This window comes from Ectopseudomonas khazarica (assembly GCF_004521985.1).
GTDB classification, from domain to species: Bacteria; Pseudomonadota; Gammaproteobacteria; order Pseudomonadales; family Pseudomonadaceae; genus Aquipseudomonas; species Aquipseudomonas khazarica.
Map to the genome: position 1 here is coordinate 54581 of NZ_SBHZ01000022.1, position 19628 is coordinate 74208.

Here is a 19628-nt window from a genome sequence, read left to right on the forward strand (position 1 = left end):
CTACTTGCGCGTCAGACCGCGCCCTCTCCCGCTTGCGGGAGAGGGCAAGGGTTCAGGGAGGAACCATGACGTTACTCGACAACGCCAAACGCCTGCGTCGCGAGATGACCGATGCCGAGCAACGGCTCTGGTACTACCTGCGTGGGCATCGTTTCCTCGGTCTGAAGTTCAAACGGCAGAAACCCATTGGTCCTTACATCGTCGATTTCATCTGCACCGAGCGCTGGCTGGTCATCGAGCTCGATGGTGGGCAGCACCTGCAGCAGGGGGAATACGATCAACAGCGTGAACGTTATCTGCAAAATCGAGGTTATCGTGTGCTGCGCTTCTGGAATCATCAGCTACTGGCTGAAACAGAGGCCGTACTTGAACAGATTCGTCTTGAAATCGGCGAGCAAGATGGTTCGTGAACGTTGCCGCGAGGCTTCGCAGAATACTGATCTGCTCCCCTCTCCCATTTATGGGAGAGGGGCTGGGGGAGAGGGTTGTGCATGCACCGCCTAGTCCGTCGCTGGCTCCTGATTTTTCTGCTGCCCCTGGCCCTGCTCTGGCTCGCCGACCAGTTGTTCCCGCTGCCCTTGCCCGAGGACGATCTGGCCCGTGTGGTGCTGGCCGAGGATGGCACGCCGCTGTGGCGCTTCGCTGACCATGACGGCGTGTGGCGCTACCCGGTGACGCCGGACGAGGTCTCACCCTACTACCTGGAGGCCTTGCTGACCTACGAGGACCGCTGGTTTCGCCAGCACCCCGGGGTGAATCCGCTGGCGCTGGCACGGGCGGCCTGGCAGAACCTGACGGGTGGGCGCGTGGTGTCCGGCGGCAGCACGCTGTCGATGCAGGTCGCGCGTCTGCTCGACCCGCACAGTCGCGATCTGCCCGGCAAGTTCAAGCAGCTGTGGCGTACCGCACAGCTGGAGTGGCACCTGTCCAAGGACGAGATCCTCGCCCTTTACCTGAACCGGGCGCCGTTCGGCGGCACCTTGCAGGGGGTGGCGGCGGCGAGCTGGAGTTACCTGGGCAAGCCGCCGAGCCAGCTGACCCGCGCCGAGGCGGCCCTGCTCGCGGTACTGCCGCAGGCGCCCAGCCGGCTGCGCCCGGACCGCCATCCGCAGCGCGCCCAGGCCGCACGTGACAAGGTGCTGCGCCGCCTGGGCGAGTTCCAGGTGTGGCCACAGGCGCAGGTGGACGAGGCGCTGGAGGAGCCGGTGTTCCTGGCCCCGCGCCGCGAGCCGAGCCTGGCGCCGCTGCTGGCCAGGCGCCTGAATCGCGCCGGCAGCCCGCCGCTGATCCGCACCACGCTCGACGCCGGCCTACAGCTGCGCCTGGAAGACCTGCTGCTGGGCTGGCGCGCGCGTCTGCCCGAGCGCACCTCGGCGGCGATCCTGGTGGTCGAGCATCCGAGCATGGCCGTGCGTGCCTACCTGGGTTCGGTGGACATCGGCGATACCGCGCGCTTCGGTCATGTCGACATGGTTCGAGCGCTGCGTTCGCCCGGCTCGACGCTGAAACCCTTCCTCTATGGCATGGCGCTGGATGCGGGGCTGATCCATTCCGAGTCGCTGTTGCAGGACGTGCCGCGCCATTACGGCGACTACCGTCCCGGCAACTTCGCTGCGGGCTTCATCGGCCCGGTGTCGGCCAGCGAGGCGCTGGCCACGTCGCTCAACCTGCCTGCCGTGCAACTGCTCGAAGCCTATGGGCCGAAGCGTTTTGCCGGCGAGCTGCGCGGTGCTGGCGTGCCGATCCGCCTGCCGCCGCTGGCCGAGCCGAACCTGGCGCTGATTCTCGGCGGTGGTGGGGCGCGACTGGAGTCCCTGGTGGCCGGCTACAGCGCCTTCGCCCGCGGCGGTATGGCCGCCAAACCGCGTTTGCAGCCCGGCGATGTGCTGCGTGAGCGACGCCTGCTGTCCCCGGGGGCGGCCTGGATCATCCGCCGTATTCTCAGCGGCCAGGCCCGTCCCGACCGCGACCCGCGTGCCTACCTGGCGCAGCGCCCGACGCTGGCCTGGAAGACCGGCACCAGCTACGGTTTTCGCGATGCCTGGGCCATCGGCGTCGGTCCGCGTCACCTGATCGGTGTGTGGATCGGTCGTCCCGACGGTACGCCGGTGCCCGGCCAGTTCGGCCTGGCCTCTGCCGCGCCGCTGCTGCTGCAGGTGCATGATCTGCTGGTCAACCGTGACAGCCAGCGCGGCATCGCCGTGCCGCCCGATCCGCAGCCGGCCGAGGTCGGTGTCGCCGCCGTCTGCTGGCCACTGGGGCAGCCGATGAGCAAGGACGATCCCAACTGCCGGCGCCTGCGTTTCGCCTGGACGCTGGAGGGCACCACGCCACCGACCCTGCTGGCGGCCGATCAGCCGCTGGGCAGCGGCCTGCGCGAGCGCTACTGGGTCAACGCCCAGGGCCAGCGCGTCGGCCCCGGTTGTGCGGGGGCCGAGGCGCGGGAACTGGACCTGTGGCCGGCGCCGCTGGAGCCCTGGTTGCCACGCCGCGAACGGCGCAGTGCGCGGTTGCCGGGCGTGGATGCCGATTGCCCGCCGCCGCCGCGCAACCAGGCGGCGCCGCTGTCCATCGTCGGTGTGCGCGACGGTGACCGCCTGCGCAGGCCGCAGGGCAACCATGAACCACTGCGCCTGAGCCTCTCGGCCCTGGGCGGCAGTGGTCGACGCTGGTGGTTCCTCGACGGTCGACCGCTTGGTGACAGCGCGATGGACGCGACCTTCAGCCAGGTCTTCGACAGCGGTCGGCATCAGCTCAGCGTGCTCGACGACGGTGGCCAGACCGCTCGTCTGGAATTCAGCGTCGCCCCCTGAGTGCGCCCCGCGCCGCGCAGGCAGGCGCCGGCCGCTCTGCGTGGGCGCCTGGCCGAGCGCCGCGGACGGCGCGAGTAAAGTCCGGGCCGGCGCCGCCGATAGGACATCTATCGGTCACTGATTTGCAATATGTGTACAATTTTGTATCCAATTGCTCGGTCGAGCTCAGAACCACCTCCGGGAGAACCCTCCATGCGTCTCTGGCAACGCAGTATCCAGTGGCAGTTGATCCTCAGCATGGGCGCCGCTCTGCTGGCCAGCATCCTGATCGTCGTCGGCATCTACTCGGCGGTGGTCAATCGCCTGACCGAGCGCTACCTGATCGAAGAGGCGCTGCCCGCACGGGTTCTGGCGATACGCAACGACCTGGAGCGGGTGCTGACCGCGCCGATCACCGCCAATGCCTCGATCGCCGAGAACAGCCTGGTGCAGGACTGGCTGGCCGCCGGCGAGGACGCGACCCGGCGCGACGAGTTCGCCCGCTACCTCGAGGGTGTGCGCGCTCAGCAGAACGCCATGACCACTTCCATCGTCGCCCTCGCCAGCGGCAACTACACCACCGGTGAAGGGCTGATGCGCACCCTCGACCGCAGCCAGACGGAGAACCAGTGGTTCTATCGCCTGGTCGACAGCGACCGCGACCGGGCGCTGGAGATCGACATCGACAAGACCACGCGCCTGCCCACGCTGTTCATCAACCAGCGCATCAAGCAGGGCGGCAAGACCCTGGGCGTCTCTGGGCTCGGCTACAGCCTGGCGGACATGTCGAAGATGATCAGCGAGTTCCACTTCGGCGAGCGTGGCCAGGTGTTCCTCGTCGACGGCCAGGGCAGCGTCAAGGTGCATCCGCGCTCGGAGCTGAGCGGCAGCGGCAAGCTGAGCGAACTCTTCGGTGCCGACGCCGCTCGCCAGGTCCTGGCCGGCGACAGCCACGCGGTACGTTTCGAGCGTGATGGCGAGACCTTTCTCGCGGTGGCGCAGAAGTTCGCCAGCATCGACTGGCTGCTGGTCAGCGAGGTGCCGGAGGCGGAAGTCTATGCCGAGGCGCGGCAGGCACTGTGGGTGACCAGCCTGATCGGCGTCGCCGTGGCGCTGCTGTTCCTCGGCCTGGTGGTGCTGCTGGCGCGTGGGCTGGTGCGGCCGATTCGTCAGGTGACTCAGGCGCTGGTGGAAATCGGCGGTGGCGGTGGTGACCTGACCCGTCGTCTCGATGAGTCGAGGGCCGATGAGCTGGGTGATCTGGCGCGCGGCTTCAACCGTTTTCTCGCCAGCCAGCGCGACCTGATCGGTGACGTGCTGGCGACCAGCGAGCGCCTGCGCACGGCGGTCGGCCAGGTGACGCGGGTGGTGGAGAACACGGCCGGGCGCGCCGGCCAGCAGCAGGAAATGACCGACATGGTGGCCACCGCCGTGCATGAGATGGGCCTCACCGTGCAGGAGATCGCGCGCAACGCCAGCAGCGCCGCGCAGTCCTCGCATGCCGCGCGTGACGAGGCGCAGGGTGCGCGCCAGGTGGTCGGGCAGTCCATCGCCCATATCGAGCGGATGTCGGCGGACATTGGCAGCGCTGCCGAGGCGGTCACGGAACTGGCCGACCAGGTGGCTTCCATCGATCAGGTGCTGGCGGTGATCCGCGGGATTTCCGAGCAGACCAACCTGCTCGCGCTCAACGCCGCCATCGAGGCCGCACGCGCTGGCGAGATGGGCCGTGGCTTCGCGGTGGTCGCCGATGAAGTGCGTACCCTGGCCAGCCGCACCCAGGCCTCGACCGATGAAATCCAGCAGATGATCCAGCGCCTCAAACAGGGCGCCGAGACGGCGGTCAGCTCCATGCATGCGGGACAGGCGGCGACCAGCACCGGCGTCGAGTCCAGCCAGCGCACCGGCCAGTCGCTGGGGGCGATCACCGAACAGGTCGAGCGCATCAGCGACATGAACACCCAGGTGGCGGCCGCGACCGAGGAGCAGAGCTCGGTGACCGAGGAGATCAACCGCAACGTGCAGGGCATCGCCGACCTGGCGCATGCCACCGCCGGTGAAGTCCGTGCCTGTCGCGAGGATTGTCAGACCCTCAGCCGCCTGGCCGACGACCTGACGGGGCAGATGGGCAAGTTCAGGCTCTGACCGGCTCGGCCGAGACCAGGCGGTTGCGGCCTTCGCGCTTGGCCCGGTACAGCGCGCTGTCGACGCGACGGAAGAAGGCGTCTGCATCGCTGTCGTGGCGGCTGTTGAAGCAGCCGACGCCGAGGCTGGTGGTCAGCACCAGGCGTTGTCCGGGCAGCTCCAGGCCTTCCTCCTCCAGCTTGCGCCGGAAGTGCTCCGCCAGGTCCCAGGCCTGTGCCAGGCTCGTACCCGGCAGCAGCACGCCGAACTCCTCGCCACCCAGACGCAGCAGGGCATCGGCATCGCGTCGGAAGACCCGGCGCATGCGTTCGGCGAAGGCAGTCAGGCAGGCATCGCCACTGGCATGGCCGTGTTCGTCGTTGACCTGCTTGAAGAAGTCGATGTCCAGCAACACCAGCGACAGCGGTTCGCCCTGGCGTATGGCATTGGCCACCAGGCTGGGGAACAGATTGTTGAACTGATAGCGGTTGCCCAGTTGCGTCAGGCTGTCGGTACGGCTGAGCAGGTCGAGCTGGCGCTGCTGATCCAGGAGTTTCAGTTCCAGCTCCAGCGTGGCGCGGTACTCACGGTGATTGCGCCCCAGCACCAGGACCAGATAGCCCAGGTAGAAGAGCAGGGTGATCAGCACGGCGTGGCGCTCGTCCCAGTTCGACGCCATCACGGCGAGCCCTGGCAGGTAGAGCAGGATCAGCGCCAGCAGGGCACGTCTGTAGCGCATGGCGAAGTTGAAGGTCATCGCTGTGCTGAAGGCCACGGTGGCGAGCGTGGCGATCAGTTCCGAGCCGTCGTAGGCGTCGCTGTAGAGCGCCAGGGCGTGCGCCTGGCCCCAGCAGAACGCCGTCAGCAGAATCAGCCCCCAGTGACGATCCAGCCAGTGTTTCAGCTGCTGCGGATCGTCGATCGCGTTGGGGCGATGCAGCAGCCGGGCGATCAGCAATCCGGCGAACAGGCAGCTGCCCAGCACGCCACTGACGACGACACCTGCCGGAGAGGCGCTGAATATCCAGGTCAGCAGCCAGGCGAGCAGGTAGAAGAGTCCGCCCACGCGGGTGCGGATGCGCGTGTCGTCCACTTCGCGCCACAGCGCGAAGGTCGTTGGCTGGCGCGGTACTTCGGCGTCGGTCATTTCTCTGCTTGGGCCTCGCTGGAGAGGTCGGTGCCCTCTCCTGGAGTTTTTGTGATCACAGAAGCCAGTTCGCCAGAGCATAGCGCTTTTTACGGGGAGATGAGTGTCGAATCGCCACTACTGTGTGCCGCCTGTCGTTGCCGACCCCGGCGGGCAATGTCCCGTTACGTTTGCCTGCCCCTGGCGGAAGAACCCGTGGGTGTTCGTCGCAGTCGGAGACTGCACTGCGCACGATTGCAACAAAACGGGCGCAGGCTGTCGTTCATCCACCTTCATGCGAGCGCTCTGCGATGTTGTCCGCTGCCAAGGGGATGCTTGGAAAGCTTCCTGTCCTCAGCCCATGGAAATGGGCGCTGTTGCTGGCCTTGCTGCTGGCGACCTATTCCCTGCGTCTGCTGCATCTCGATGAGCGGCTGTACTTCTGGATCAAGACCTCCTGGCATGAGGATGCCTGGGAGCATCGCAGCCTGTGGTTGCCCGAATACCGGGTGGCGATCGACGCCAAGCCGGTCGCCGGTGTCGGCAACAACTTCTCCGGGCTCAGCTTCGATGATGATCGCCAGCAGATCTGGGCGGTGGTCAACAACCCGGAGCAACTGCTGCGGCTGTCGCCTGAAGGCGAGCTGATCGCACGCTACCCGCTCGAAGGTTTCGAGGATGTCGAGGGCGTGACCTACCTGGGCGACGACCTCTTGCTGCTGGCCGAGGAGCGCAAGCACGCGCTGGTCGCCGTCGCCGTTCCAACGCAACCTGGAGGCGCGATTCGCCGCACGCAGCATCGGGCGCTGACGCTGAGCATCGACCAGGGAGGAAACCAGGGCTTCGAGGGCCTTGGCTACGACCGCGCCGGCGATCGCCTGTTCGTGGTCAAGGAGCATTCGCCACGCAAGCTCTACGAGGTCAGGGGGCTCAAGAGCAGCCTGCAGGGCCGCTTCAACCTGGAAGTGATCGACCGCCAGGCCTGGATCGACCAGAAGATCTTCGCCAGCGACCTGTCGTCGGTGCATTTCGACGAGCGCACCGGTCACCTGGTGTTGCTGAGCGACGAGTCGAAGCTGCTGATCGAACTCGGCCAGGATGGCCGGCTGATCAGCTTCCGTTCGCTGCTGCGAGGCTTTGCCGGCCTGCACAGCAGCGTGCCGCAGGCCGAGGGCGTGACGTTCGATGGCCAGGGCAATCTCTACCTGGCCAGCGAACCCAATCTGTTCTATCGCCTGCAGCGCCGCTGACTCAGCCGCGGCGGATCATCCAGATACCGGCGACGATCAGCAGCAGGCCTGCCACCTTGCCGAAGGTGATCGGCGACTCGCGAAACCCAGCCCAGCCGAAATGGTCGAGGGTGATGGCCATGGCCAACTGGCCGGCGATCACCAGCACCATGAACAGCAGGGCGCCGACGCGGGGGCCGGCGAAGGCGGCGGTGGCGATGAAGAAGGCGCCGAGCAGGCCGCCACTCCAGTGCCACCAGGTCAGCTCCTTGAGCAGGCCCAGGCCGGGCAGCTCGCGCTGGCTCAGGGTCATCAGCAGCAGCGCCAGGGTGCCGACGGCGAAGGAGATCAGCGCGGCGGCGAATACGCTGGACAGATGGCGGGCGAGCTGGCCGTTGATGCCGGCCTGCAGCGGCAGCACGGCGCCGGCCAGAAAGGGCAGGGCGAGCAGCCATCCGCTGACTTGATTCATGGGAGCACTCCAGAGGCAGGGAAAGGGCGCCATTATGACGCGCCGGCGCACCCGCGCCGCTATCCGACGAGGCGCCTGGCGAAGCCGGAGGCTTCGGCTAGGCTTGAATGCGATGCGCCCGGCAACGCACCGGGCGTCAGCCTGATTCGGAGAACCCACGATGGACATGAACCGTCGACAGTTCTTCAAGGTCTGCGGTGTAGGCCTTGGAGCATCGAGCCTGGCGGCTCTGGGGGTCGCGCCCCCGGATGCCTTCGCCGACCAGGTGCGACATTTCAAACTGACCAGTACCACCGAAACGCGCAACACCTGCCCTTACTGCTCGGTCGGCTGCGGCCTGATCATGTACAGCCAGGGCGATGCGGCGAAGAACGTGGCGCAGAACATCATCCATATCGAAGGGGACGCCGACCATCCGGTCAACCGCGGCACCCTCTGCCCGAAAGGCGCAGGCCTGCTGGACTTCGTCCACAGCCCCAATCGCCTCAAGTACCCGCAAGTGCGCGAAGCCGGCTCCAGCGAGTGGAAGCGCATCGACTGGGACCAGGCGCTGGACCGCATCGCCCGGCACATGAAGGCCGACCGCGACGCCAATTTCATCGAGAAGAACGAGCAGGGGCAGACGGTCAACCGCTGGCTCAGCACGGGCTTCCTGGCCGCCTCTGCGTCGAGCAACGAGGCCGGCTACATCACCCACAAGGTGGTGCGTTCACTCGGCATACTGGGGTTCGATAACCAGGCACGTGTCTGACACGGCCCGACGGTGGCAAGTCTTGCCCCGACGTTTGGCCGCGGCGCCATGACCAACCACTGGGTCGACATCAAGAATGCCGATCTGGTCCTGATCATGGGCGGCAATGCCGCCGAGGCTCACCCCTGCGGGTTCAAGTGGGTGACCGAAGCCAAGGCGCACAACCAGGCCAAGCTGGTGGTGGTCGATCCGCGCTTCACCCGTTCGGCCTCGGTGGCCGACCTGTACGCGCCCATCCGCACCGGTACCGATATCGCCTTCCTCGGCGGGTTGATCAACTACCTGCTGGAGAACGACAAGATCCAGCACGAGTACGTGCGCAACTACACCGACGTCAGCTTTGTGGTGCGCGAGGAGTTCGCCTTCGAAGATGGCATGTTCAGTGGCTACGACGCCGAGAAGCGGCGCTACGACAAGGCCAGCTGGGGCTACGAGATCGGTGAGGACGGCTATGCCGTGGTCGACCCGACCCTTAGCCACCCGCGCTGCGTGTTCAACCTGCTGAAGAAGCACTACAGCCGTTACACCCAGGACCTGGTCAGCAGCATCTGCGGCACACCCAAGGCGCAGATGCTGCAGGTGTGGGAGACCATCGCCGAGTGCTCGGCGCCGGGCAAGGTCATGACCATCATGTACGCCCTGGGCTGGACGCAGCACTCGGTGGGCTCGCAGATGATCCGCACCGGCGCCATGCTGCAGTTGCTGCTGGGCAACATCGGCATGCCCGGCGGTGGCATGAACGCCCTGCGCGGCCACTCCAACATCCAGGGGCTGACCGACCTGGGCCTGCTCTCCAACCTTCTGCCGGGCTACCTCAACCTGCCTGGCGATGCCGAGCAGGACTATGCCGCCTACATCGCCAAGCGCGCGCCGAAGCCGCTGCGGCCGGGGCAGCTGTCCTACTGGCAGAACTACGAGAAGTTCCACGTCAGCCTGATGAAGGCCTGGTACGGCAAGAACGCCACGGCCGAGAACAACTGGGGCTACGACTGGCTGCCGAAGCTGGACATTCCCGGTTACGACGTGCTCAAGGTCTTCGACATGATGTACCAGGGCAAGGTCAACGGTTACTTCTGCCAGGGCTTCAACCCGATCGCCTCGTTCCCCAACAAGGCCAAGGTCGGCGCGGCGCTGGGCAAGCTCAAGTACCTGGTGGTCATGGACCCCCTGGCCACCGAGACCTCGGAGTTCTGGAAGCACGTCGACGAGTTCAACGATGTCGACAGCGCCAGCATCCAGACCGAGGTGTTCCGCCTGCCCACCACCTGCTTCGCCGAAGAGGACGGTTCGCTGGTCAACAGCGGGCGCTGGCTGCAGTGGCACTGGAAGGGCGCCGAGCCGCCCGGCCAGGCCCGCACCGACATCGCCATCATGGCCGGGCTCTACCACCGCCTGCGCGGGCTGTACGCGAAGGAAGGCGGAGCCTTCCCCGCGCCCATCCTCAACCTCGACTGGTCGTACCTGAAACCCGACGAACCCGGCCCGGACGAGCTGGCCCGCGAGTTCAACGGCAAGGCCCTGAGCGACCTGACCGACCCGGCCAGCGGCGCGCTGCTGGTCAAGGGCGGTGAGCAACTGTCCGGCTTCGCCCAGTTGCGCGCCGACGGCAGCACCGCCAGTGGCTGCTGGCTGTTCTGCGGTTCGTGGACCGCGCAGGGCAACCAGATGGCGCGGCGCGACAACGCCGACCCCTATGGCATGGGCCAGACCCTCGGCTGGGCCTGGTCGTGGCCGGCCAACCGGCGGATTCTCTACAACCGTGCCTCGGCCGATGTCAGCGGCCAGCCCTGGGATGTCGAGAAGAAACGCCTGGTGTGGTGGAACGGCAAGGCCTGGGGCGGCACCGATGTGCCCGACTTCAAGGCCGACTCGCCGCCGGATGCCGGCATGAACCCCTTCATCATGAACCCCGAGGGGGTGGCGCGCCTGTTCGCCGTGGACAAGATGGCCGAAGGGCCGTTCCCCGAGCACTACGAGCCGTTCGAGACACCCATCGGGCGCAACCCGATGCACCCGGACAACCCGGGGGCCATCAGCAATCCGGCGGCCCGGGTGTTCCAGAACGACATGGAGCTGTTCGGCAAGGCGGACGAGTTCCCCTATGCGGCGACCACCTACCGCCTCACCGAGCACTTCCACTTCTGGACCAAGCACTGCCGCCTCAATGCCATCGTCCAGCCCGAGCAGTTCGTCGAGATCGGCGAGGCGCTGGCCAGGGAACTGGGCATCGTCGCCGGCGAGCGGGTCAAGGTGTCGTCCAACCGCGGCTACATCAAGGCGGTGGCCGTGGTGACCAAGCGCATCAAACCGCTCACCGTGGATGGCAAGACCGTGCACCAGGTCGGCATTCCCCTGCACTGGGGCTTCGCAGGCGTGGCGCGCAACGGCTACCTGACCAACACCCTCACGCCTTTCGTCGGCGACGGCAACACGCAGACCCCGGAATTCAAGTCGTTCCTGGTCAACGTGGAAAAGGCATAGGAGCAGCGCCATGGCCTCACAAGACATCATTGCCCGCTCCGCCACCACCACGCCGATGCCCTCAGTGCGCGAGCTCGGCGAGGTGGCCAAGCTCATCGACGTCTCCAAGTGCATCGGCTGCAAGGCCTGCCAGGTGGCGTGCTCGGAGTGGAACGACCTGCGTGACGAGGTCGGTCACAACCACGGCACCTACGACAATCCGGCCGACCTCACGGCCAGTTCCTGGACGCTGATGCGCTTCACCGAACACGAGGAGGAAAGCGGCAAGCTGGAGTGGCTGATCCGCAAGGACGGCTGCATGCACTGCGCCGAGCCGGGCTGCCTGGCGGCCTGCCCGAGCCCGGGGGCGATCATCCAGTACGCCAACGGCATCGTCGATTTCAACCAGGACAAATGCATCGGCTGCGGCTACTGCATCACCGGTTGCCCGTTCAACATCCCGCGCATCTCGCAGAAGGACCACAAGGCCTACAAGTGCAGCCTGTGCTCCGATCGCGTGTCCGTCGGCATGGAGCCGGCCTGCGTGAAGACCTGTCCGACCGGCGCCATCGTCTTCGGCAGCAAGGAGGCGATGAAGGAGCACGCCGACGGGCGCATCGCCGATCTCAAGTCGCGCGGCTACGACAATGCCGGTCTCTATGACCCGGCCGGCGTCGGCGGCACCCACGTGATGTACGTGCTGCATCACGCCGACAAACCGTCGCTGTACGCCGGGCTGCCGGACGACCCGGCCATCAGCCCGACGGTGGCGCTGTGGAAGGGCGTGGCCAAGCCGCTCGGCCTGCTGGCCATGGGCGCCACGGCGTTGCTTGGCTTCTTCCACTACATCCGCGTCGGACGCAACCGCGTGGAGGAAGACGAGCCCGTGAGCGGCGATCCTGCGGTGCATCAGGTCGACCCGGCCGTGCACACCTATGATCCGAACCAGCGGCCGTAGGAGACCAGCATGAAACACGATATCCAACGCTACACGGCCGGCGAACGCAGCAACCACTGGGTGGTGGCGATCCTCTTCATCCTCGCCGGCCTGTCCGGCCTGGCGCTGTTCCACCCGGCGCTGTTCTGGCTCAGCAACCTGTTCGGTGGCGGCGTGTGGACGCGCATCCTGCACCCCTTCCTCGGCCTCGGCATGTTCCTGTTCTTCCTCTGGCTGGTGATGCGCTTCGCCGGGCACAACCGCCTCGAAGCCGGCGACCGCCAGTGGCTGGCACAGTGGCGCGACGTGGTCGCCAACCGTGAGGAAAACCTGCCGCCGGTGGGGCGCTACAACGCCGGGCAGAAGCTGCTGTTCTGGGTACTGCTGCTGTGCATGCTGGTGCTGCTGGCGACGGGCATCGTCATGTGGCGCCAGTACTTCAGCCACCTGTTCGGCATCGACCTGATCCGCCTCGCTTCGCTGCTGCATGCGGCGGCGGCCTGGGGGCTGATCATCTGCATCATCGTGCACGTCTACGCCGGCATCTGGGTCAAGGGCTCCATCGGCGCGATGGTCAGCGGCTGGGTCAGCAAGGGCTGGGCCCGCAAGCACCACGCCGCCTGGTACGAGGAAGTGAGCAAGGACAGCCACAAACACCACTGAGTGCGTTGCTGGATGAGCGTTCCATCGCGGCTGAAGCCGCTCCTACATGAAGCCATATCCCGTAGGAGCGGCTTCAGCCGCGATAGAAGCTCGCCGCTAAAGCGCCTCCCACGCCCATCGCCGCACACCACCCCGTAGCCCGGATGCAATCCGGGGCCGCACCCGGCCAAGCACCACCGTACATCTCCGTAGGAGCGGCTTCAGCCGCGATAAAGCGCACCGCTAAAGCGCCTCCCACGCCTATCGCCGCACACCACCCCGTAGTCCGGATGCAATCCGGGGCCGCAGCCGGCCAAGCACCACCGTACATCTCCGTAGGAGCGGCTTCAGCCGCGATAAAAGCGCGCCGCCAAAGCGCCTCCCACGCCCATCGCCGCACACCACCCCGTAGCCCGGATGCAATCCGGGACCGCCCCCGGCCAAGCACCAACGTACGTCTCTGTGGGAGGGGCTTCAGCCGCGACAGCCCTGTAACAGAAACCACACAGCTGACCCTCCAGCAACCTGCCCATCCCCACCGGCAAACCCCATCAGCCTGGTCTAGGCTGATCACAGCCATTTCCACGGGAGCAGTCCCTAAGGAGTCCTGCGTGTCAGGCCAGATTCTCGAGCCGGGGCAGATCGAAGCTGCGGCCAATATTCCGCCCTTTCTCCACTTGCCCGAGCCCGACCTGTTCCGCCGCCGTGCCCAACGCCTGCGCCACCTCGCCGTGGATCACCCCTTGGCCGCCTATCTGCTGCTGATGGCCGAGCTGTGCGAGGCCCAGCAGCGCGTGCTGGACGCGCCGCCCGCATTGCCGGGCCCCTCGGCCGACACCCTGAGTCGTTGCCTGGAACACCAGATGCCGCCGCTGGGCTTCGACACGCTGGTACGTGGCGATGCCTGGCTGCCGGCGCTGGATGCGCTGCTGAGCAGCTTCCAGGGCACCGGCAACCCCTCCGTCAGCGCTGCCCTGGCAGCCCTGCGCGAAGCCGACAGCGGTCAGCGCAAGGTCTGGGCCATCGCTTTGCTGGGCGGCCAGTTCGACCTGTTGCCTGCTGCCCTGGCGCCCTTTCTCGGTGCCGCGTTGCAGGTCGCGTTCAGTCACTGGCTGCTGGCGCTGCCGAGCGAACGTCTGATCGAGTCCGGCAGCCAGACGCAGTGCCCGGCCTGCGGCGCGCCGCCGGTGGCCGGCATGCTGCGCCATCGCGGCAAGTATGCCGGCCTGCGCTACCTGAGCTGTTCGCTGTGCGCCTGCGAATGGCACTACGTGCGGGTCAAGTGCAGCCATTGCGAGTCGTCCAAGCACCTTGGCTACCTGTCCTTGCAGCGCGAAGGCGTGGCTGCCGAGCGGGCGGCGATTCGCGCCGAGGTCTGCCCAGCGTGCCAGGGCTATCTCAAGCAGTGCTACCTGGAGTTCGACGACCAGGCCGATGCCGTCGCCGATGACCTGGCCAGCCTCGATCTGGACATGCGCCTGAGCGAGGACGGGCATCTGCGCCGCGCGCCGAATCTGCTGCTGGCCCCCGGCAATACCGATTGACGGAACGTGACGATGAACGCCGCCCGCCTGCCTTCCATCGACCGCCTGTTGCGCTGCGACAGCGTGGCGCCGCTGCAACGACGCTATGGCCGCGATGCCCTGCTGGCCACCCTGCGTGACCTGCTCGACGAGCTGCGCGAACCCGCGCGCAGTGGCCAGCTCGCAGCCGTCGAACTGAGCGAGGCCGTGCTCGCCGGCCGCGCCGGTGAGCGGCTGGCGGCGCGCCATGCCAGCCGCGTGCGCCGCGTATTCAACCTCACCGGTACCGTGCTGCACACCAACCTCGGCCGGGCGCTGTTGCCTGAGGAAGCCATCGACGCCATCACCCAGGCCGCGCGCTACCCGCTCAACCTCGAATTCGACCTGGCCAGCGGCAAGCGCGGTGACCGCGACGACCTGATCATCGGGCTGATTCGCGAGCTGACGGGCGCCGAGGCCGTCACCGTGGTCAACAACAATGCCGCCGCCGTGCTGCTGGCGCTGAACAGCCTGGGGGCGCGCAAGGAAGGCATCATTTCCCGTGGCGAGCTGATCGAGATCGGCGGTGCCTTCCGCATTCCCGACATCATGGCGCGCGCCGGGGTCAAGCTGGTCGAAGTCGGCACCACCAACCGCACCCACGCCAAGGACTACGAGGCCGCCATCGGCCTGCGCTCGGGCCTGCTCATGCGCGTGCACACCAGCAACTACAGCGTGCAGGGCTTCACCGCCAGCGTCGCCACCCGTGACCTGGCCGCCATCGCCCACGCCCATGGTCTGCCGCTGCTGGAAGACCTCGGCAGCGGCAGCCTGATCGACCTCACACGCTGGGGCCTGCCCAAGGAGCCGACCGTGCAGGAAGCACTGCGCGATGGCGCCGATATCGTCACCTTCAGCGGCGACAAGCTGCTCGGCGGCCCGCAGGCCGGGATCATCCTCGGCAGCCGGGAACTGATCGGGCGGATCAAGAAAAACCCGCTCAAGCGCGCCCTGCGCGTGGACAAGCTGACCCTGGCCGCGCTGGAGGCGGTGCTCGGCCTGTACCGCGATCCGGACCGCCTGGGCGAGCGCCTGACCAGCCTGCGCCTGCTCAGCCGGGCGCAGGTGGACATTCGCGCCCAGGCCGAGCGCGTCGCCCCGGCACTGGCGGCCAGTCTCGGCGGGCCCTGGCAGGTTGCCGTGGTCGACGCCCTGGGCATGATCGGTAGCGGCGCCCAGCCCGTGGCACGTCTGCCCAGCGCGGCCCTGTGCATTCGTCCGCAGACCTCCAAGCGCCTGCGCGGTCGTGCGCTGCGCGAACTGGAAGGGCTGCTGCGCGAGTTGCCGATCCCGGTGATCGGCCGGGTCGACGACGATGCCCTGTGGCTCGACCTGCGCCAGCTCGACGATGAGGCCGCCTTCGTCGCGCAACTTTCCAGGTTGCGCGAGGCACTGCCGTGATCGTCGGCACCGCCGGCCACATCGACCACGGCAAGACCGCGTTGCTGCAGGCACTCACCGGCCAGCAGGGCGACCGCCGTCCGGCGGAGCGCGCCCGTGGTATCACCATCGACCTGGGCTACCTCTATGCCGACCTGGGCGACGGCCAGCTCACCGGTTTCATCGACGTGCCCGGGCATGAACGCTTCGTCCACAACATGCTCGCCGGCGCCTGTGGCATCGACCTGCTGTTGCTGGTGGTGGCCGCTGACGACGGCGTGATGCCGCAGACCCGCGAGCACCTGGCCATCGCCGAGCTGCTGGGCATTCGCCAGGCGCTGGTGGTGCTGAGCAAGGTCGACCGGGTGGATGCCGTGCGCGTGCAACAGGTGAGCGAGCAGGTGCGCGACTTGCTCGCCCCCGGTCCGCTGGCCGGCGCCGAGCTGCTGGCGGTGGACAGCCTCAGTGGGCAAGGCATCGACACCCTGCGCCAGCACCTGCTGGCGTTCGCGGCCGCGCAGGCGGCGCGCAGCGCGCAGGGCTATTTCCGCCTGCCCATCGATCGTGCCTTCAGTGTCGACGGTGCCGGTGTGGTGGTCACCGGCACGGCCTTCGCCGGGCAGGTGGCGCTGGCCGACGAGTTGCTGCTCAGCCCCTCCGGGCGTCGCGTGCGTGTCCGCGGCCTGCATGCACAGAACCGCCAGGCCGAACGTGCCGTCGCCGGCCAGCGGGTGGCGCTGAACCTGGCCGGTGAGCGCCTGACGGTCGAGCAACTGCATCGGGGCGACTGGTTGCTGGCACCGGCGCTGCTGGCGCCTAGCACCCGCCTGGACATCGAGCTGCAGCTGCTCGCCTCGGAAATACGTGCGCTGGCGCACTGGACGCCGGTGCACGTGCACCTGGCTGCGCAGGACGTCAGCGGGCGTGTCGCCCTGCTCGATACGGACAGCCTCGCGCCCGGCCAGTCCTGCCTGGCCCAACTGGTGCTCAATGCCCCGGCGCATGCCGTACACGGCGATCGCGTGGTGCTGCGTGATCAGTCCGCGCAGCGCACCCTGGGCGGGGGGCAGGTCCTCGACCCTTTCGCTCCGGCCCGTGGGCGCCGCTCATCGCCGAGGCTTGTACAGCTGCAGGCGCTGCGCAGCGCTTCTCTGGAGGAAGCACTACCGGCATTGCTACAGTCTGCCGGCAATGGCCTCGATCCCACCCTGCTGGAGCGCCAGTTCAACCGCCAGCGTGACAGCTGGACGTTGCCCTCTGGTCTCTGCGAGCTGGTCACCCGCCAGGGCACGCGACTGTTCGATGCGACTCAATTGCAGGCGTTGCGCGAGGCGCTGGTCGAGGGCCTGCGACGTTTTCATGCTGAGTCCCCGGACGAGCTCGGCCCGGACCGCGACCGTTTGCGCCGTTATGCCCTGAGCGAACTGGAGCGCCCGGTATTCATTGCCCTGCTGGACGAGGCGTTGGCCGAGGGGCGTATCAGCAGCAGCGGGCCATGGCTGCACCTGCCGGATCACCGCGTGCAATTGGGTGCGGAGGACGAAGCGCTGCGCGAACGGCTCTGGCCGCTGCTGCTCGCCGGCGGCTTCGACCCGCCCTGGGTCCGCGACCTGGCTGGCGCGGTGCAGCAGGATGAAGCCAGCGTACGCCTGCTGCTGCGCAAACTGGCGCGCCTGGGCCTGCTGCATCAGGTGGTCAAGGATCTGTTCTACCCCGAGCCAACGCTGCACAGCCTGGCACTTCATGCCCTGACGCTGGAGCAGCAGCATGGCGGCCTGCGCGTGATCGACTGGCGCGACCGCATCGCCGTTGGCCGCAAGCGCAGCATCCAGCTGCTGGAGTACTTCGACCGCATCGGCTTCACCCGCCGCCTGGCCACCGAGCGCCGCATCCGCAGCGACTCGGCATTGGCCGTTCAACTGATGGGAGTCAAGGAAGAGGAGGGCTGCTTACCCAGTGACATCCATTGACGCACGACGCACGACGGTCGCCATCGGCTACCCTGCGCAAGAACAAAGAGGGCTGCCATGCGCCACGTAGCCAACGAACGAGGAAGGCAATCACGCCCGGTGGCGTGGCCGGGCTTCAACCCTCTGGTTCGCTCTCGCATTGCTCTGCAAAGCCCGGCTTTTCTAGTCTCGGCTTCTATCCATGGGCGCATTGTCCCGCTATCCCTTGCAGCGATTTCGACACTTTCTCGACGCCGCCTTGCGTGACACCTAGCGCCATGTGTATATCGGTCCAGTAGTAATGAAATCCCCAAAATAGGAGGTCAAACGGGATACCTGCCCGGGTTTCTGTCGTGGAATAACCTTCGAATAAGGAATGCTCCTCCGAAAATTTTCAGTTATTCTGTCCAGGAGCTATATCAATTTGTCACTCGTGCATTGGTGTGGAAGTTTATCTAGTTGCTATTAGGGAAAACATGGAGCGTAATCCGATAATACTTGGGGTATTCGCAGCACTAATTGCATTGTTGCTCGTTAAGCTCGTTAAAGCCACGCTGGGCAGCCACCTTGCAAACTTCATGCTGGAAGTTGCATATAACCTTCCATGGTTGGCTGGTGGCTTTGTTGCTGGATACAAGGCAAAACTTACCCCGCTCAAAAATGGCGCGATCACCGGTGCGTTTTATGGGGGCATTCTCTGTCTAATCGGAATGGCTCTGATTTCAACTCAAACGCATGGAGTGCAAGAGAAAATCTCGCAACTTGGCTTCTCCGCGTTGGCTGTTGTGAGGTTTTCTTTTATGTTCTCTTTGGCGTCCGCCTTTGGATATTTACAAAAGGCGACGCGAGCAGCTTTCTAACAGTACTCTAAACAACCACTCAGGATGGGGCTCGCTAAAGCCTGCTCCGTAGCTTAATCGTTAGGTATCACATGGAATCGTGGCGCTCTCTCACCCTCCAGCTAGCCATTTCTCTAGCTTATGCATCTATATTCCCTATCACCAATCTATTAGGTGGCGGCATCATGATGCTTGGGATAATTTTATCTATTCCTTTTCTACCTATTGGCTGGATAGTTGGCATGGCCTTCGTTCAAGCCTTTGGCTCCGAATCTGCATATTTACTAGGAGCTTTTATTGCGGTTGCAATTCAGGCCTTTCTGCTTATCCGTTGGCTTGCTGCCGGTAGAAAAAACGAGGCAAATACCTAACAAGCGGTTCAAACCGTTCGCTTCGCTCACTGGGACGGGCTAAAGCCGCTCCTTAACCAAACGTCATGAATCAAGAGAAAATTCAAGGAAGGACCACTGATGAATAAATTTCTAATTGCACTCGCCCTCGCGCTATTGCCGCAAATCACACTGGCAGCAAATCAATTAATTGAGGATGGGTTTAAAGCATTTAAAGACAAAGGCCCGACCGAAGCCTGGAATGTATGGGCCAAAGGTGGGCCACTCGAAGGCAGCAGAGAGTTACAGGCTCAATCCGCGCAGTTCGGACAAATATCCGCTTTTTATGGGGAGTTCGCAGGTTACGAATATGTTTCCGAAAAGGAAATTTCCCCATCTACAAAATCTATCTATGTAGTGATAAAAATGGATAAAGGGCCGTTGTTCGGGAAATTCATTACATACAAGAGGCCAGACAGTCAGTGGATTATCTCAAGTTTTAATTTCCATACCTATGCAGAGCAGGTATGGCCACCTTGTGTTTACTCAGTATGCAGTAACTAGCCTCATAATAATTGCTTCAAGTCGTTCGCTGTACAGGAAAAGGGGACAGATTTATTTATGGTGCAGCTCCACTGGTCTAAAAATTAATCTGTCCCCTTTTTTCTTTTCTACACGGCGGGAATGTCCTCACCCTGCAAAAGGTGCTCGGCCATGCCACCCTGGTAATGACCATGCGCTATGCCCATCTGGCGCCGGACTACCTCAAGGAAGCCATGGTGCTCGGACCGATCAGGGGTTTTCGACACTTATTCGACACTGACGCCGAACGCGAAAAAGAAGAACGCTAGAACCCGCGTCGTTCGGGGCTTCCAGCGGGGAAAATGGCGGAAGGCAGTGAGAGTCGAACCCGTTTGAACCACTGCCCGCTACTGCCCTTCCCAGCCCAACGCTAGAAAAATCGGGGCTTTCGCCCCTTCCCTCCTGCCCACTGCGGCCTTGTGTCGCCCGTTGATTTCGACACTTTTTCGACACG

General features: G+C 65.3%; 15 protein-coding genes and 1 pseudogene. 14 read left to right on the plus strand and 2 right to left on the minus strand.

Annotation, left to right across the window (positions count from 1 at the left end):
* The first annotated feature begins 65 nt into the window (after positions 1-65).
* The 3 genes from EPK82_RS22375 to EPK82_RS22385 all read left to right on the plus strand — a co-directional run bounded on the left by EPK82_RS22375 (position 66) and on the right by EPK82_RS22385 (position 4937).
* Positions 66-410 carry an endonuclease domain-containing protein gene (locus tag EPK82_RS22375; RefSeq protein ID WP_037052631.1) on the plus strand — a complete coding sequence of 115 codons (345 nt, stop codon included), beginning with the start codon at positions 66-68 and terminating at the stop codon, positions 408-410.
* Between the two features lie 81 nt (positions 411-491).
* Positions 492-2813: a peptidoglycan glycosyltransferase PbpC gene (gene pbpC, locus EPK82_RS22380; RefSeq protein WP_134678077.1), complete on the plus strand. Its 2322-nt coding sequence runs from the start codon at positions 492-494 to the stop codon at positions 2811-2813.
* Positions 2814-3005: 192 nt separating this feature from the next.
* Positions 3006-4937 (plus strand): methyl-accepting chemotaxis protein, encoded by a 1932-nt coding sequence (locus EPK82_RS22385; RefSeq protein WP_134678078.1) that lies wholly within the window; start codon positions 3006-3008, stop codon positions 4935-4937.
* Here EPK82_RS22385 and EPK82_RS22390 read toward each other — a convergent pair.
* Positions 4927-6063 (minus strand): GGDEF domain-containing protein, encoded by a 1137-nt coding sequence (locus EPK82_RS22390; RefSeq protein ID WP_134678079.1) that lies wholly within the window; start codon positions 6061-6063, stop codon positions 4927-4929. The two genes, EPK82_RS22385 and EPK82_RS22390, sit on opposite strands and share 11 nt — an antisense overlap.
* Positions 6064-6353: 290 nt before the next feature.
* Between EPK82_RS22390 and EPK82_RS22395 the strand changes: the two genes are divergently transcribed.
* A complete protein-coding gene (locus EPK82_RS22395) occupies positions 6354-7292 on the plus strand; it encodes an SdiA-regulated domain-containing protein (RefSeq protein WP_134678080.1) in 939 nt (312 codons plus the stop codon).
* A 1-nt stretch (position 7293) separates the two neighbouring features.
* Here the strand turns inward: EPK82_RS22395 and EPK82_RS22400 are convergent, their stop codons facing one another.
* Positions 7294-7743, minus strand: coding sequence for a DMT family transporter (locus EPK82_RS22400; protein WP_047584361.1), 450 nt, complete (start codon positions 7741-7743; stop codon positions 7294-7296).
* Positions 7744-7903: 160 nt separating this feature from the next.
* Between EPK82_RS22400 and fdnG the strand changes: the two genes are divergently transcribed.
* From fdnG to EPK82_RS25260, 10 genes and pseudogenes are all read left to right on the plus strand, one after another.
* Entirely contained in the window at positions 7904-10975 is a 3072-nt protein-coding gene (gene fdnG, locus EPK82_RS22410) for a formate dehydrogenase-N subunit alpha (RefSeq protein WP_152487831.1), read from the plus strand.
* Positions 10976-10985: 10 nt separating this feature from the next.
* A complete protein-coding gene (fdxH, locus tag EPK82_RS22415; protein ID WP_134678082.1) occupies positions 10986-11912 on the plus strand; it encodes a formate dehydrogenase subunit beta in 927 nt (308 codons plus the stop codon).
* Positions 11913-11921: 9 nt separating this feature from the next.
* The gene (locus EPK82_RS22420; protein ID WP_134678083.1) at positions 11922-12554 is read left to right on the plus strand and encodes a formate dehydrogenase subunit gamma; all 633 of its coding nucleotides are present in this window, start codon (positions 11922-11924) and stop codon (positions 12552-12554) included.
* Positions 12555-13144: 590 nt separating this feature from the next.
* The gene (gene fdhE / locus EPK82_RS22425; RefSeq protein ID WP_134678084.1) at positions 13145-14077 is read left to right on the plus strand and encodes a formate dehydrogenase accessory protein FdhE; all 933 of its coding nucleotides are present in this window, start codon (positions 13145-13147) and stop codon (positions 14075-14077) included.
* Between the two features lie 12 nt (positions 14078-14089).
* Entirely contained in the window at positions 14090-15496 is a 1407-nt protein-coding gene (selA, locus tag EPK82_RS22430) for an L-seryl-tRNA(Sec) selenium transferase (protein ID WP_134678085.1), read from the plus strand.
* Positions 15493-17445, plus strand: a complete 1953-nt coding sequence (gene selB, locus EPK82_RS22435) for a selenocysteine-specific translation elongation factor (protein ID WP_134678086.1) — start codon at positions 15493-15495, stop codon at positions 17443-17445. The genes selA and selB overlap by 4 nt, the downstream gene beginning before the upstream one ends.
* 422 nt (positions 17446-17867) lie before the next feature.
* Complete coding sequence (locus EPK82_RS22440) at positions 17868-18284, plus strand: hypothetical protein (RefSeq protein WP_134678087.1); 417 nt, start codon at positions 17868-17870, stop codon at positions 18282-18284.
* 71 nt (positions 18285-18355) lie between these two features.
* Positions 18356-18634, plus strand: coding sequence for a hypothetical protein (locus EPK82_RS22445; protein WP_134678088.1), 279 nt, complete (start codon positions 18356-18358; stop codon positions 18632-18634).
* A 99-nt stretch (positions 18635-18733) separates the two neighbouring features.
* Entirely contained in the window at positions 18734-19156 is a 423-nt protein-coding gene (locus EPK82_RS22450) for a hypothetical protein (RefSeq protein WP_134678089.1), read from the plus strand.
* A 107-nt stretch (positions 19157-19263) separates the two neighbouring features.
* Positions 19264-19443, plus strand: a pseudogene (locus EPK82_RS25260) (phage integrase); the annotation flags it as partial.
* Positions 19444-19628 lie beyond the last annotated feature (185 nt).